Origin of the sequence: Azospirillum sp. Sh1, from assembly GCF_008365135.1 — a bacterium.
Classification (GTDB): Bacteria; Pseudomonadota; Alphaproteobacteria; order Azospirillales; family Azospirillaceae; genus Azospirillum; species Azospirillum oryzae.
In genome coordinates, this window is the sequence record NZ_VTTK01000005.1 from 24377 (window position 1) to 39401 (window position 15025).

Here is a 15025-nt window from a genome sequence, read left to right on the forward strand (position 1 = left end):
AGACGGCCGACGCGGGCCAGCATCACTGCATCTCCGACAGGTACAGGATGCCGTCGCCGACGGCCCGGATCGCCGCCAGGGCTTCGCCCGGCACCACCCGGAAATATTCCGGCGCCCCGGCGGGCAGATAATGCCCGGCCGTACCGGCGGCCGGCGCTTTGCCCAGGGCGAGGAAACAGGGGGCGGTGGCGACGGCCCGGATCACCGTGGTGGCGTCGTTGAAGGGGGCGGAGGCGTGCGACGCGGCGCCGATGGGCACCGTCTGCGCAATGCCCGGCCGCAGCGCCTGAATGCGTTGGCCGGTGTCGTCCGTGGGCAGGAGCGGCATACCGTTTCTCTCCTCGTCGTTCGGGGTTGGTTCGGCAGGGCGGAAGGCCCCATGCGAAAAGCCCCGCCGTGGCGGCAGCCAGGCGGGGCAATCGGGACGGAATCTTGCGTGTTTATGGTTTGTTCTATCTTTATGCGAAATGGACTGTCAAGCGCCGTCTGAAAAAACGGGAGGGGCATGGAGGATCGGTGAAACTGGATTGCGATCCGTGAAGGCCCCCCCCCTGGACCATCAAGTTCCCGATATTTCCGAAGTCGTCATCGCTTTGGCCGGCGTCCGTCCTCGCCGCGCGAAAAGATGCGCGTCGGGCATCGGGATAAATCATACGTATACTTATTTATAGACTGTTCTGCTTTATAGACTGCACTGCTCGGAAGTTGCCGCTTCAGGCGGTTTGTGTGAGGTTGATCTTCATGCTGTGACGCGTTTGAGAGTGTCCGTCAAAATCCCGGCCACTCCGAACCCGCCGATCCGCCCCACCCGCAGGCGAAAATGGAAATGCGAATTTTCTCAATTCGTGATTTTACATTGCGTCGTTGATTTTACGTTGGGGAGTGTTTCCTTGTGGTTTCGACCGACGATGTGAGGATGGCCTACCGCCTGATCCTGGGGCGGGAGCCGGAGAACGAGACGGTGCTGCGCGATGCGGCGAACGCATGCGGGACCCTGGACGATCTGCGCGGTGCCTTCCTGAACTCCGCCGAATTCCGCGGCAAGCTGGAGGGCGACATATCCGGTCCGACCCGCTGGTCCGGCATGGAGCCGCCGATGGAGGTGGAGGACCGGGTGGACGAAGCGACCCTGGCCCGCCTGCTGGAACGCGTTGGTCTCTGCTGGACCGGGCTGGCCGAGGTCGAACCCCACTGGGCCGTCCTGACCAACGACAACTTCACCCGGTCGAACATCGCCGCGCACCAGGACGCCTTCTATGCCAGCGGCCGGAACGACGTGGACCGGCTCGCCGCTTTTCTGGCCCGCAGCAGCCTGTCGCTGCCGGCGGACGCCCGCTGCCTGGAGATCGGCTGCGGGGTCGGCCGGGTCACCGGCTGGCTGGCCGGCCGTGTCGGCCATGTCACCGCCGTCGACATCGCCCCTCCCATGCTGCGGCTCGCCGGAGAGCATCTGGACCAGCTGGGGGTGGGCAACGTCTCGCTCGCCCACCTGGATTCCATCGCCCGTCTCGGCACGCTCGGCGCCTTCGACATCCTGTTCAGCGTGCTGGTCATCCAGCACAATCCGCCGCCGGTGATGGGCCATCTCCTGCGCACGGCGCTCGACACCCTCGCCCCCGGCGGCATCGCCTATTTCCAGCTGCCGACCTACGCGCCCGACTACCGGTTCCGCGCCGCGGACTATCTGGCCCAGGATCCTCGCAGCCATAAGATGGAGATGCACGCCCTGCCTCAGCATACGGTCTTCGCCCTGCTCGAAGAGGCCGGGTTGCGCGTTCTGGAAGTGGCGGAAGACGAGCTGGTCGGGAACCGGCTCTGGCGCTCCAACACCATCCTGGCCAGGAAATCCACATGAAGGCGCGATGCCGGAGCATCCCTAGGTGCCGCCGCCTTAGATTGCAGCCTCCGTTCGGTCACCAAGATTTCGTAGGTCCGTCAAGAGGGCAAAAAGACACATAAATATGTTGTTGCATACGCATGGTTGCCCCATTAGACGTATGAACAATGGTGTGATGCCATTGCGCAGGGAACTTTTCCCGAACCAAGACCCTATCAAGGGTATGCAGAGGATAATTTTCTTCCTCCGATTTAATGCGCGAGACTGAATATTAAGTGTCTCCAGTTCGTCGTGGGCCTGCTGAGCCGATTATGTGGAACTCTCCATGCTAGAAAAACTGATGCGGGCTCATGCTTTCGGCACGTTCGGCTCTTGTGGGGGCAGGCATGATTTTCTTCTGCTCCCTGCGCCGGCCGGTCTGAAGGACCTGCCCCGAACCGGTCGTTCGCCCCTTTGTGCCGCTGCAGGAAACAGGAGTGCGCGCGCATGACCGGGAACCACGGCAAGACGGCTTCCACGGCGGCTCCAACGGGCACGGCTGCGACGATCACCCCCGTCATTCTGTCCGGCGGCATGGGAAGCCGGCTGTGGCCGTTGTCGCGCTCCCTCTATCCGAAGCAGTTCCTGCCGCTGGCAAGCGAACTGACGATGATCCAGGAAACCGCATTGCGGGTGGTCGGGGATCGTTTCGCCCCGCCGCTGGTCGTCTGCAACGAGGAGCACCGCTTCCTGGTGGCCGAACAGCTGCGCGCCGCGGCGGTTCGGCCGGCGGAAATCATCCTGGAACCCGTCGGCCGCAACACCGCGCCCGCAGTCTGCGTCGCTGCCCTGCGGCTTCTTGCCGCTGGTGCCGACGGCCTGATGCTGGTGATGCCGTCGGATCATGTCATCGCATCGTCCGAGCGGTTCCTGCAGGCAGTGGACACCGCAGCCGAAGCGGCCGCGGACGGCGCGCTGGTGACCTTCGGGATCACGCCCTCCGCCCCCGAAACCGGCTATGGCTACATCAGGGCGGGGTCCGGTCCCGACGGCTGCGACGGTGTGCGCAAGGTCGAGCAGTTCGTCGAGAAGCCGGACCTCGCGACCGCGGAAACCTATCTGCGGGACGGGTCCTATCTTTGGAACAGCGGCATCTTCCTGTTCTCCGCCAAGGCCTATGTCGCGGAACTCGAACGCACCAGCCCGCGCATCGTCGAGGCCTGCCGCCGTGCCCTCGCCGGGGCTGAACGGGATCTGACTTTCTGCCGCCTGCCGTCCGCGGCGTTCGCCGCTTCGCCGTCCGATTCCATCGACTGTGCGGTGATGGAGAAGACGGATCGCGCGGCCGTGGTGCCCGTCGACATGGGATGGAACGACGTCGGCGCGTGGTCCGCCTTGTGGGACATCGGCGAAAAGGACAGCGACGGCAACGTGGCCCAGGGCAACGTCCTGCTTCACGACGCGCAGGATACCTACGTCCGATCCGAACATCCGCTGATCGCCGTGGCCGGGCTCCGGAATGTGGTGGTGGTGGCGACCGACGATGCGGTGCTGGTCGCCGACCGCAGCCGGGTCCAGGACGTGAAGCACATCGTCGAGCGGCTGCGAACCGGCGAGCGCAGCGAGCACAGCCATCACACGACGGTCTACCGTCCCTGGGGATCGTACCGGAGCGTCGACCGGGGCCATCGCTTCCAGGTCAAGCGGATCATCGTCAATCCCGGCGAGAAGCTGTCGTTGCAGATGCACCACCATCGCGCGGAGCATTGGGTCGTCGTCGAAGGCGTGGCCCTGGTGACCTGCGGCAAGGAAAGCTTCCTGGTTCACGAGAACCAATCCACATTCATCGCGGCCGGCCAGACGCACCGGCTGGAAAATCCGGGAAAGGTTCCGCTGCATCTCATCGAGGTGCAGTCTGGCGGTTACCTCGGTGAAGACGATATCATCCGCTTCGAAGATGGATATGGGCGCAGTCTGCAATCATCCTGATCGCTCTTCGTCACTGACGAAGGTTTGACTGTATCGGTTCCGGGCGCAATCGACTAACAAAGGCGGCTTTTGTGGAAAAAGTTGGATATCAGAAGATAACCAAGTGCCGGATCAGCGGAAGCGATCATCTGGTTTCCGTTCTGGACCTGGGTCACCAGGAATTGACTGGTGTCTTCCCGCGCTCCAAGGAAACCCCGATAACCCGGGGCCCACTGGAACTCGTCTGGTGTCCGGACAGCGGACTGCTTCAGCTTGCCCATTCCTACGATGCCGGCGAGATGTACGGCGAGAACTACGGTTACCGGTCCGGTCTCAACCAGTCGATGGTCCGGCACCTTACGCAGAAGATCCAGACCCTGGAGGCCATGGCCGGCGTCTCCGCCGGCGACGTGGTGCTCGACATCGGCTCCAACGACGCCACGTCGCTGAAGGCCTACAGGACTGCCGGACTGAAGCGCATCGGCATCGACCCCACCGGGCTGAAGTTCAAGGCCTTCTATCCCGACGACATCACCCTGGTGCCGGACTTCTTCACGGCCGCGGCGTTCCGCCGAGCCACCGACCGGCAGGCCAAGGTCATCACCTCGATCGCCATGTTCTACGACCTGGACGATCCCATCCGCTTCGCCCGCGAGGTGCACGACTCCCTGGCCGACGACGGGCTGTGGCATTTCGAGCAGAGCTACATGCCCTCGATGCTGCGGACGGTCTCGTACGACACCATCTGCCACGAGCATCTCGAATACTACTCGCTGGCGACGGTCGAATACATCCTGCGCCAGGCCGACATGCGGGTGGTCGACGTCCAGATGAACGGCGTCAACGGCGGCAGCTTCGCCGTCACCGCGGCCAAGCGCAGCAATCCGATCCGCAGCAACCGCGCGGTCATCAACTGGCTGCTGGAGCAGGAAGAGCGCATGGGCCTGAACACGCCCGTGCCCTACCGCGACTTCGAGGCCCGGGTGTTCCGCCACCGCGCGGATCTGACCCGCCTGCTCCAGTCCCTGGCCGCCGACGGCAAGAAGGTGCTGGGCTATGGCGCCTCCACCAAGGGGAACGTGGTCCTGCAGTTCTGCGGACTGACGGAAAAGGAACTGATCGCCATCGCCGAGGTGAATCCCGACAAGTTCGGCGCCTACACCCCCGGCACCCACATTCCGATCATTTCCGAGGCCGAGGCCCGGGCCATGCAGCCGGACTACTTCCTTCTGCTGCCCTGGCACTTCAAGGAAGGCGTCGTCCAGCGTGAACAGGAGTTCTTCGCCCGCGGCGGCAAGATGATCATTCCCTTCCCGGAAATCGAGATCATCTGAGGCGGCCGGCCCGGGACGGAAAGCTCGGAAAAGCCTGGGCCGGAAGAGGATGCCGAGAAAGGGTAAGGAGCACAGGGCTTGGACGGATTCTGGTCATCGGCGGAGGGAGACCCTCCCCGGATCATGGTGACGGGGGCCGCCGGCTTCGTCGGCCGGCTCCTGGTACAGGAACTGTCCCGGCATCTCCCGCCGGGCGGGCGGATCCTCGCCTGCAGCCGGACCGTAAGCCGGAACGGCTTGCCGGCATGCGCCGATGCCGTCGCCTTCGACATGGCCGATGCGGCCGGAATAGAGGATGCGGTGCGGCGGACCATGCCGACGCACATCGTGCATCTGGCCGGCATTTCGACCCTGGCCGAAGTGGCGGCGCAGCCCGATCTGGCCTGGCAGGTGAACCTGTTCGGCTCCTTGCGCCTTGCCGAGGCCCTGGCCCGGCACCGTCCCGGCGGCCATTTCGTGTTCGTCGGCAGTTCCGAGGTCTATGGCCGCTCCTTCCAGGGCGGCGTGGCGCTGGACGAGGAAGCGCTTCTTCAGCCGACGAACCTCTATGCCTGCACCAAGGCGGCGGCCGACCAGACCTTGGGGCAGATGGCATCCGATGCCCTGAAGATCGTCCGGGTGCGCCCCTTCAATCACATCGGCCCCGGACAGGCGGAGCGTTTCGCCCTGTCCGCCTTCGCCGCCCAGATCGCCCGGATCGAACACGGCCTCCAGCCGCCCGTCATCCGCGTCGGAAACCTGGAGAGCCAGCGGGACTTCCTGGATGTCCGGGACGTGGTCGATGCCTACCGGATGATCGTCGAGCGCGCCGGCCGGTTGCCGAACGGCATCGTCCTGAACATCGCCTCCGGCGTTCCCCGGCGCATCCGGGACGGGCTGGAGGGGCTGCTCCAACTGGCGGACACCCCGATCGAGGTGGCGGTCGACGAGCGGCACATGCGCCCCAGCGACACGCCACTGGTCCTGGGCGACGCCGGCCGTGCGCGGACCCTGCTCGGCTGGGAGCCGGTCCACCGCTGGGAGGACACGTTGAAGGACATACTGGAGCATTGGCGACACCAGATGCCGCCCAAATAAAATCAGGCAGCCGCCGCGCTAACTCTTCCCTTGCGATCCCCACGATAAGGCCGACAGGAATTCAAAGTGGAAAGACATAAGATTTTCTTTGATGCCCGCTGCCTTCAGGATCCCAATTACAAGTACCGTGGGGTCGGCCGTCATTCCTCCAACATGTGCATCAGGCCGTCGGCCGATGACAAATATGTTCTGGTCGCCTGCTGTTCGCGCAGCCTGCCCCCCCTGCCCCCCGAATACGAGGCGCTGTTCGATCAGGTCCTGTACGGGTTCCCGCGGAATCTGAACCGTACGGCGTCAATCGTATCGCTGTCTCCGATGACCGACAGCACCGATTTCGCGACCAGACCGGACGTCGGAAATCCGCTGGTGAGCGCATCGCTGATCTACGACTTCATTCCTTGGGATCATTACGGATATCTGGGCAGCAAGGAAGCGATCGACGGTTATTGCAAGCAGGTCTCCGCGCTCAACAATTTTGAGCTGTTCTTCCCGATTTCGGATTATTCGGGCAGGCGGCTGGCTGAGATTTGCAAGGTCCCGGCAAAGTCGATCGTGATGACCGGCGTGGGCGTCCACGACGACTTCTATGAAGCCGACAGCCTGCCGGCCGACACGGTGAATGCCGTCCTGCGCAAGTTCGGCCTGAAGAAAGAGCAATACCTTGCCTTCGTCGGTGGGGGAGACCCCCGCAAGAACGCGGATCTGGTCGTCGAATTGGCCGGGCGGTATTCGGCCAGGACCGGAGGCGCCGTTCCCCTGGTGATTGGCGGGCAGTATCCATACGCCATGCGTGACGCCCTGACGGAACGCTACCGGGACTGCGGCGGACGGGCCGACGGGATCACGTTCCTGCCCCATGTGTCCGACACGGAGCTTGCTGCGCTTTACCGCGGAAGCCTTGCGACGGTGGTCGCCTCCCTGATCGAGGGCTTCTCGCTGCCCGTTGTCGAGGCGATCGCCGCCGGTTCGATCGCGCTCGTGTCGGACTGCGATGCGCATCTGGAACTGGTCTCCACCCAAGAAGCAATTTTCAAGCGCACCGACGCCGACGACGCATTGGCGAAGCTGACGGCGATCGCCGGGCTGGATGCAGCGGGGCGGACCCGTCTGAAGGCTCGGCAGCAGGAGGGCGTCGACCGCTTCCGCATGTCGGCTGTGCGTGACCGGTTCTGGGCGGCCATGGACAAGGCCATCTCGGCCAAGCAGGCGGTTCCGGCCCCGGCCCCACTGCGCCGCAAGCGTCCGCGCCTCGCCATCTCGACGCCTTGGCCGCCGCAGAAGAGCGGCGTCGCCACCTACTCCTTCAACACCATCAAGGCGCTTTCCCGGCATGCGGAGGTGGACGTCTATTGCGACGTCGCGCCGGCGGATGCTCCGCCGCTGCCCGGCGTCCGGCTGCTGCCGACGAGCGAGCGGATAGGGCGCGGTTACGACCGAACCTATTTCGTGATCGGGAATTCGCATTTCCACACGCCCATGATCAACCGTCTGCTGGAGTGCGGCGGGACGGCGATCATCCACGACTCCCGTCTATTCGAATATTACTTCACCACGATGGGAGGACTGACGCCACAGTTCAACGCCCTCGCGACCCGGATGATCGGACGCGAGATCGCCGAACAGGACGTGCAGCTCTGGCTCAGGGATCAGCGCACCCTTCCCAACCTTTTCCTTGAGGATGTCATCGGGGCGGCCAGCGACATCATCGTTCATCACCCTGGTTTCGCGCGCGAGATCGTCAACCGGTACCGGCGCCAGCCTCAATACATTCCCTTCGCCATCCCGCCGCTGTTCGAAGACGCCGATCTGGATCCGGAGCTGCGGCAGAAGATCCGATCCGAGCTGAACCTGTCTGCGAACGCGCTGTCGATCGCCACCTTCGGTTATGTGGCTCCGGTCAAGGGGCCGACCGAATGCATCTTCGCTCTCGGCGAACTGCAGGACTGGAAGATTCCGGCGAACCTGTATTTCGTCGGTGGCATCGATCCGGACTATAAGGAGAAACTGCTGAACGACGCGCGGTTCTGCGGCGTCGAGCATGCGGTTCACTTCTTCGGTGACTACGCGTCGGACGATATCTACCGGAAATTCCTTCTGGCCGCGGACTGCGGCATCCAGCTCCGGAAGATCGGCTTCGGTCAAGGAAGTGGCGCCATCGCCGAATGTGCCGCTGCCGGCATCGCCACAATCGCCAACAACAGCATCGCGGAATCCGTGGAGTCCCCCGCCTATGTCCGGCGCGTTCCCGATGTTCTCAGTCCTCCGCTCATTGCGGAGCAGATTCTGAATATTCACGAGCAAGGACTTGATTACGCGCGAGTGTCCGAAGAGCGTGATCGCTATGTCAACAAGCATAGCTTCGAGCACTATGCGATAGCGCTTTTGGAATCTGTTTAACTGTCGCTTTGAAAACATCGGCGTTTGCGCGGAGATGGGAATGTCAGCGTTCATTATAAAAGATGCGGTTCTGTTCGATCTGACCTGGTTCCTTTCATGGCCTGCGCGCACCGGGATTCAAAGGTATGTGTTCGAGCTGGCTCGGAATTGGCCGAAAGACCGGGTTCTTCTGCCGGTCATCGTCGATGATCAGGCAAGACTCAATATTATTACGTTTGATATCTTTTCCCTCCTGGAAGAGTTTTTCCTCTGTGATCAGGAAGAAGAGCTTCTGGTTATTTCGAATAAAATAAAGTCCTGCGTCGATAAGCGTATGGGTCTTATCGATATAGAAGATATACCGATTTCCGCCGGTCTTTTCCTTCCGGAGACGACCTATAACTGGACGCAGGTTTGGTTCTACTCGATCGTTGTTGGAAAGTTCCCGGACAAAGTCTACGTCATGACGTATGACTTTATATCCTGGCTGTCTCCTGACTGTTTCCCGCATCTCGACTGTTCCCATTACGGCATCACAGGATACCTGCGTCTTCTGCGCACCGTTCCAAACCTAGGCTTCCTCTCCAACCAGACCAAGGCAACCTTCGAGACCCGTATCCTTCGCAGGGCGGTGCAGAATCCGATCGTCCTCGGTGGGGGATCGGAGGTCTTCAAAGATACCGTGAACAGGCCGGACAATGCGCGTCCGGAGTTTGTCTTCATCGGTACCGTCCAGTTGCGCAAGCAGCATTTCCTCGTTCTTGACGTATTCGAAAAGTTGTGGGCTTCGGGCTGCAAAGTCCGTCTGACCTTTGTCGGTCAGGCCGGCAATATCAGCGAGGACGAGGCTGATCGCTTGCAGCAGCTCGCAGAAAGCCAGCCCCTGTTCTCGTGGGAAAGGGGGGCGGCCGACAACGAGGTCCGCGAAGTCCTGAGCTATGCGACGGCGCTGCTCTATCCAAGTACGGAAGAGGGGCTGGGGCTTCCGCTGCTGGAGGGGCTGCGGGCCGGTATTCCGGCAATCGTTTCGCAGAACCTGCCGGCCCTGGAATTCGCAAGCGGCGGATATCTGGCTATTGATGTGAATTTCGACAATCTTGAGAAGGCCGTCCGCGCCTTCCTCGATCCCGCTTTCGCCGAAGCAAAGCGCCGCGAAATTGTTCCGTCGGCACTGCCGACGTGGAAGGGTGTCGCCCAGAGAGCCGCGGATTGGATTTACGAGGCCTATGGGTATGTTGCCCTGGAAGGGGAAGAGGGCTCGACAGTCGGTTTCAACGAGCGTTTCGTAACTGCGAAGGCGCTCCATCGTCTCGAAAAGAGCGAAGGTGCTGCTCTCGTCTATGATTGCTTCAAAGAGCTGTTCGGGAGAGCCCCGATCGGCTCGGAAGTGGTCTCCTGGATGAGAAAATGGGAGAGGAGTTCGCCTTCCAAGCTGGATCTTGTTCTCCTTATGGTTTCCAGCCGAGAATTCATCAATGCTTATGGTGTCGATGGACTCCAGAAATGGGTCAGCGGCATGGTGTTCTACAAGAGCTGCCCAGAGATCACCTATGACTCTCGGGGCGCCTCCGAAGAATATGCGGGTGTGGATTGCCGCAAGGACAAAAATGTCCTGATAGAGACCAGCATTTCAGCGATGCGCTCTCTTCTTGATGCGAGCAACGAGAACTTCATAGAGCTTTGCTACAAAATCGTTCTCGATCGTTCTCCCGACGATGGTGGTTCAAAGGGGTATAGAGATTGGCTTGCAGAAAAAAAATCCATCGAGGCGAGGAAATTTATCATCAGTGAATTCATTAACTCTGATGAAGCGAAAAAGAGAAAGGCTGATGAATGGCGTAGATATATGCTCGATATGTTGGATTTTGATGTCTTTAATGAGAAAAAGATAAGCTTCCTTAAGAGGTTAACATCGGAAAGCGCTTCTCGTTCTCTTTTGAAGGATTTGATGGATTTCGATGGTGCGGACTTTATCTCCTTTGCTCTACGCGTCAATTTTGGGAAGCGCAAGGAGGAGCCGTCGGTCGTCGCGCCGGAAGAGCTTAGGAGCGTTGTCGAAAAAGCAAAATATTTGCTTTATCTCAGCAAGTTGAGCAACGCCGGCTCGCTGAGCAATGGTTTGCAGAATTGGCTTGAACGTCTCGCTTTCCCATTGGTGACAGTGCTGCCGGAGCTTGAGAGAGCTAAACAGACTGCCGTGGTGGCGGAGCAGCTTTAGGCAAGCTTGGTCTTCAAAAAGGAAAGCGCGTTCGAATTGTCGGCCCGGAATGTCAGATGCAGGAGCAAATTTCGGGCCGATCACTCATCGGCATGCAATTTTTCTTGAAAAAGATTTTGAGCAAGTGCTACAAACTTAAAGTAGCAACTAAGCCTTGCTTGCAAAGTAAGGGCTTATGATAACATTATTGGTATAGCTATGAAGAGCGGATGCTTCTCTGATAAGAAAGTGTCGGGTAAAAAAGGCTCATTTTTCTCGCGGCTTTCTTCTTTCAAGAGAAGTGCAGGTCGGGTTATTCCGGGGGCGAGCGTGCCTGAGCAATCCCCCGCGAGCGGCCACTCCGACGCTGGTCATGACAGCGAGAGCGTGACTTATCTGGTTCTAACCGGCGTTGCCCGCAGTGGGACCACGGTTATGACCGATATTCTCAATGAGTCGTCCGAAATCGTGGTATTCGCCGAATATCCGATGCATGAACTGGTCGGAAAGGTCGATGGGATATTTGACTATCACCGTCTGCTGACGGATTACGTGGAGCGGATTCAACCGGAACATCAACCGGAAAAGCCGTTGGACGAAAAACTGGTGGACGAAAAACCAGTGGACGATGGCGCTGGTTCGTCCCCGGAACCGGTTGACAGCAATCCATCAGAGCCCGCCAGTGATCAGCCTCACCATATCGAAGCTCTTTCAAGCCAGAAGTCTTTGTCCGATGGCGTGGATACCTTCCGCGCCACCAGAGAGCTTGCAATACAGTTGAAGTACCGTGAGCGAGCGCCTACAGAGGAATTGCTCAAGCCAATCCTCAACCATACGTTCTCACTTGCATCTGGCAAGAAAAACCCAAAAATTATGGGGTGTAAAACTCCAAACTATTTTGATTTGGCTAATATCGATTACATCAAAGATAAGCTTGGAAATCTGAAAATCATTATAATGGTCAGAAATCCTATCGATGTTGTGAATTCCTCCATTGCTAGGAGGAATAAGGCAATGGTGGGTGCTGACGTCTGGCCGATCCGCAATATCAATGAGGAGTGTGAGGAGACGTCGAGGCTATTCATGGATCTTCGTTCTGTGGCTGAGCGGTTCGATGATGATGTGTTTTTAATAAAGTATGAGGATATACAGAATAGCCGCGATAAAATCAGCAAGGGCATCGTGGATTTTCTTGGCTTAGAAGAGCCATTGCGTATGGATATGTTCGAATCCATTCCGGAAAGTCTGCGTCGATATGCCCTTTCGAGCGAGGAGCAGACCGTCTCCCACTCCTGGTTCGGGCATATCGAAGCGGTTTGGCCAACGTTGGATCTGACTGGGCCCGCCTCTTCCAAGCGGATCGAGGCGCTATCCGTCTTCGCCCCACTGGTCAGGTGTGGCGATGGTCAGGACATGTCGTCGCCGTCGAGCCGCCGTTTTCTGCTGAATGGTTGGAGCATCGTCGAGCCGTGGGGCGTCTGGTCCGACAGTGAAGCGGCTGAACTCGTCTTCTCCGCTCAACCCGGTGCCGGACCATCGAAGGTGACGGTAACGCTGATCCTTTCACCCTGCAGGATGAGTGATTTCGCCGTGCGTGTCTGGCGTAATGGCGAAGATTTGGGATGGTTGACCTTCTCAAGTGAGGATGAACCAGGATGTCTGACACTCGTTCGTAGTGAACAAGTCCTGCCGCTTGGGCATTTGGAGGCTCAAAACTCGATGACGCTTGAAATTCCATTGTCCTATTTGGAAGGGTATGGACTATGGAATTGCCGAATTACGTTCGATATCCAGAATGCGGTCTCATTGGCGGATAACGGCCATTCGGCCGACACCAGAAAACTGGGTGTCGGTCTCACTCACTTGGCTTTCTCATGAAGGCCGGAGCGGGGTGACAGTGGCGCACAAATGTGGCCGTCCAAAGATGGTTTTCTTTGGAGATAACCAAAGGAATCTGACTTGGAATATAAAGGACATCGAATAGATTGGGAGGCAAATTGTAAGAATACATCATGTGCTTCGGGCGTGATGGACAGGTGGAGATTTATCATATATTATGTTACATGCACATGCATTGCGGAATAATTTATAAGGCTGGCTCTAACTTTGTTTAGGGTTTCGCCAATTACTAAGGGAACGAACGTTGTGTCCAAGGTCGCTTTGATCACCGGCGTGACCGGTCAGGACGGTGCCTATCTTTCGGAACTGCTGCTGTCCAAGGGCTACACGGTGCATGGGCTGAAGCGCCGGTCGTCGTCGTTCAACACGGGGCGGGTGGAGCATCTCTACCGCGACCCGCATGAAGAGGACGTGCGCTTCTTCATGCATTACGGCGACCTGACCGACAGCACCAACCTGATCCGCCTGGTCCAGCAGATCCAACCGACCGAGATCTACAATCTGGCCGCCCAGAGCCACGTCCATGTGAGCTTCGAGACGCCGGAATACACCGCCAACGCCGACGGCATCGGCACGCTGCGCCTCTTGGAGGCCATCCGCATCCTGGGCCTGGAGAAGACCGCGCGCTTCTATCAGGCCTCCACCTCGGAGCTGTACGGCAAGGTGCAGGAGACGCCGCAGCGCGAAACCACGCCCTTCTACCCGCGCAGCCCCTATGCCGCCGCCAAGCTGTACGCCTACTGGATCACGGTGAACTACCGCGAAGCCTACGGCATGCATGCCAGCAACGGCATCCTGTTCAACCATGAAAGCCCGCTCCGCGGCGAGACCTTCGTCACCCGCAAGATCACCCGCGCCGTCGCCGCCATCGAGCATGGCCGGCAGGACTGCCTGTATCTGGGCAACCTGGACGCCAAGCGCGACTGGGGCCATGCGCGCGACTATGTCGAGGGCATGTGGCGCATCCTGCAGCAGGACGAGGCCGACGATTACGTCCTGGCCACCGGCGAGACCCATTCGGTGCGCAGCTTCGTCGAACTGGCCTTCGGCCATATCGGCCGCGGGATCGAGTGGCGCGGCGAGGGCGTGGACGAGGAAGGCATCTGCCGGAAGACCGGCAAGGTGGTGGTCCGCGTCGACCCGGCCTATTTCCGCCCGACCGAGGTCGACCTGCTGCTGGGCGACCCCAGCAAGGCGCGCGCGAAGCTGGGCTGGACCCACACCACCGCTTTCCGTGATCTGGTGCGGGACATGGTCGATGCCGACATGGCCGCCATCGCCGGTGCCCAGCCGGTCGAGCCCGCCGAATGAGCCGCGGGCGGACCGCCCTCATCTTCGGAATCGGCGGCCAGGACGGGTCCTGGCTTGCCGACCTGCTGGTCCGGCGTGGCTATGCTGTTCACGGCACCTCGCGTGACCGCGAGGCGTCCTCCTTCGCCAACCTGCGGCGGCTCGGCCTGTTCGGCCGGGTGCCGCTGCACTCCGCCGGCCTGAACGACTTCCGCAGCGTCGCGCAGGTCATCAAGGAGGTCCGGCCGACCGAAATCTACAATCTGGCCGGCCAGTCCTCGGTCGGGCTGTCCTTCGACCAGCCGGTGGAAACGCTGGACAGCATCGTCCACGGTACGGTCAACATCCTGGAAGCCATCCGCTTCCTCAAGCTCGACACCCGTTTCTACAACGCGTCGTCCAGCGAGTGCTTCGGCAATACGGAGCATGGACCGGCCGGCGAGACCCATTCCTTCCATCCCCGCAGCCCCTATGGCGTGGGCAAGGCGGCGGCCTACTGGGCGGTCGCCAACTACCGGGAGGCCTATGGGCTGTTCGCCTGCTCCGGCATCCTGTTCAACCATGAATCGCCGTTGCGTCCGGCCCGCTACGTCACCCAGAAGATCGTCCGCGGCGCCGCCGACATCGCCGAAGGCAAGGCCGACCGGCTGTGTCTGGGCGACCTCTCCGTTGCACGGGACTGGGGCTGGGCGCCGGAATATGTCGATGCCATGGCCCGCATGCTGGCCCATGACCAGCCGGAAGACTTCGTCATCGCCACCGGCCGGCTGCACACGCTGGAGGAGTTCGTCCGGCTCGTCTTCGACTGCTTCGGGCTGGACTGGCGCCGGTATGTGGAGATCGATCCCGGTCTGCGGCGCCCCGCCGACATAACGCACAGCGTCGGCGATCCCGGCAAGGCCAACCGCCTGTTGGGGTGGAGCGCGGAAACGACCATGCCGGGCGTCGTCGCCAAGCTGGTCGAGGCCGAACGGATCCGCCGGCGGGACGGAAGCCCGGCGGGCAATCCTGCTGGCAGTCCGGCTGAAAATCTGATGTCAATTCCGCTGGCCGTTCCGGCCTGAATCG

Annotated in this window: 10 protein-coding genes; 9 read left to right on the forward strand and 1 reads right to left on the reverse strand. The window is 60.4% G+C overall.

Annotated elements, in window-relative coordinates:
* Window positions 1–22: 22 nt before the first annotated feature.
* Window positions 23–328 carry a hypothetical protein gene (locus FZ029_RS07345; RefSeq protein ID WP_149200296.1) on the reverse strand — a complete coding sequence of 102 codons (306 nt, stop codon included), beginning with the start codon at window positions 326–328 and terminating at the stop codon, window positions 23–25.
* A 564-nt stretch (window positions 329–892) separates the two neighbouring features.
* Between FZ029_RS07345 and FZ029_RS07350 the strand changes: the two genes are divergently transcribed.
* From FZ029_RS07350 to FZ029_RS07390, 9 genes are all read left to right on the forward strand, one after another.
* Window positions 893–1855, forward strand: coding sequence for a class I SAM-dependent methyltransferase (locus FZ029_RS07350; protein ID WP_149268657.1), 963 nt, complete (start codon window positions 893–895; stop codon window positions 1853–1855).
* Window positions 1856–2323: 468 nt separating this feature from the next.
* A complete protein-coding gene (locus tag FZ029_RS07355) occupies window positions 2324–3805 on the forward strand; it encodes a mannose-1-phosphate guanylyltransferase/mannose-6-phosphate isomerase (protein WP_149268658.1) in 1482 nt (493 codons plus the stop codon).
* 71 nt (window positions 3806–3876) lie between these two features.
* Window positions 3877–5118: a class I SAM-dependent methyltransferase gene (locus tag FZ029_RS07360; protein ID WP_149200299.1), complete on the forward strand. Its 1242-nt coding sequence runs from the start codon at window positions 3877–3879 to the stop codon at window positions 5116–5118.
* A gap of 123 nt (window positions 5119–5241) precedes the next feature.
* A complete protein-coding gene (locus FZ029_RS07365) occupies window positions 5242–6195 on the forward strand; it encodes a GDP-mannose 4,6-dehydratase (RefSeq protein ID WP_149268819.1) in 954 nt (317 codons plus the stop codon).
* Between the two features lie 66 nt (window positions 6196–6261).
* The gene (locus FZ029_RS07370) at window positions 6262–8592 is read left to right on the forward strand and encodes a glycosyltransferase (RefSeq protein ID WP_149268659.1); all 2331 of its coding nucleotides are present in this window, start codon (window positions 6262–6264) and stop codon (window positions 8590–8592) included.
* 40 nt (window positions 8593–8632) lie between these two features.
* Entirely contained in the window at window positions 8633–10789 is a 2157-nt protein-coding gene (locus tag FZ029_RS07375) for a glycosyltransferase (RefSeq protein ID WP_188051848.1), read from the forward strand.
* Window positions 10790–10987: 198 nt separating this feature from the next.
* Complete coding sequence (locus tag FZ029_RS07380; RefSeq protein WP_149268661.1) at window positions 10988–12646, forward strand: sulfotransferase; 1659 nt, start codon at window positions 10988–10990, stop codon at window positions 12644–12646.
* Between the two features lie 267 nt (window positions 12647–12913).
* Window positions 12914–13978 carry a GDP-mannose 4,6-dehydratase gene (gene gmd, locus FZ029_RS07385; RefSeq protein WP_149268662.1) on the forward strand — a complete coding sequence of 355 codons (1065 nt, stop codon included), beginning with the start codon at window positions 12914–12916 and terminating at the stop codon, window positions 13976–13978.
* Window positions 13975–15021 carry a GDP-mannose 4,6-dehydratase gene (locus FZ029_RS07390; protein WP_149268663.1) on the forward strand — a complete coding sequence of 349 codons (1047 nt, stop codon included), beginning with the start codon at window positions 13975–13977 and terminating at the stop codon, window positions 15019–15021. Before gmd ends, FZ029_RS07390 begins: the two co-directional genes overlap by 4 nt.
* Window positions 15022–15025: the final 4 nt, after the last annotated feature.

Bases quoted from the DNA above. Each gene is read 5' to 3' on its own strand.
- FZ029_RS07380 (WP_149268661.1), top strand. From the start codon at position 10,988: ATGAAGAGCGGATGCTTCTCTGATAAGAAAGTGTCGGGTAAAAAAGGC.
- FZ029_RS07355 (WP_149268658.1), top strand. From the start codon at position 2,324: ATGACCGGGAACCACGGCAAGACGGCTTCCACGGCGGCTCCAACGGGC.
- FZ029_RS07390 (WP_149268663.1), top strand. From the start codon at position 13,975: ATGAGCCGCGGGCGGACCGCCCTCATCTTCGGAATCGGCGGCCAGGAC.
- FZ029_RS07375 (WP_188051848.1), top strand. From the start codon at position 8,633: ATGTCAGCGTTCATTATAAAAGATGCGGTTCTGTTCGATCTGACCTGG.
- FZ029_RS07345 (WP_149200296.1), bottom strand. From the start codon at position 328: ATGCCGCTCCTGCCCACGGACGACACCGGCCAACGCATTCAGGCGCTG.
- FZ029_RS07365 (WP_149268819.1), top strand. From the start codon at position 5,242: ATGGTGACGGGGGCCGCCGGCTTCGTCGGCCGGCTCCTGGTACAGGAA.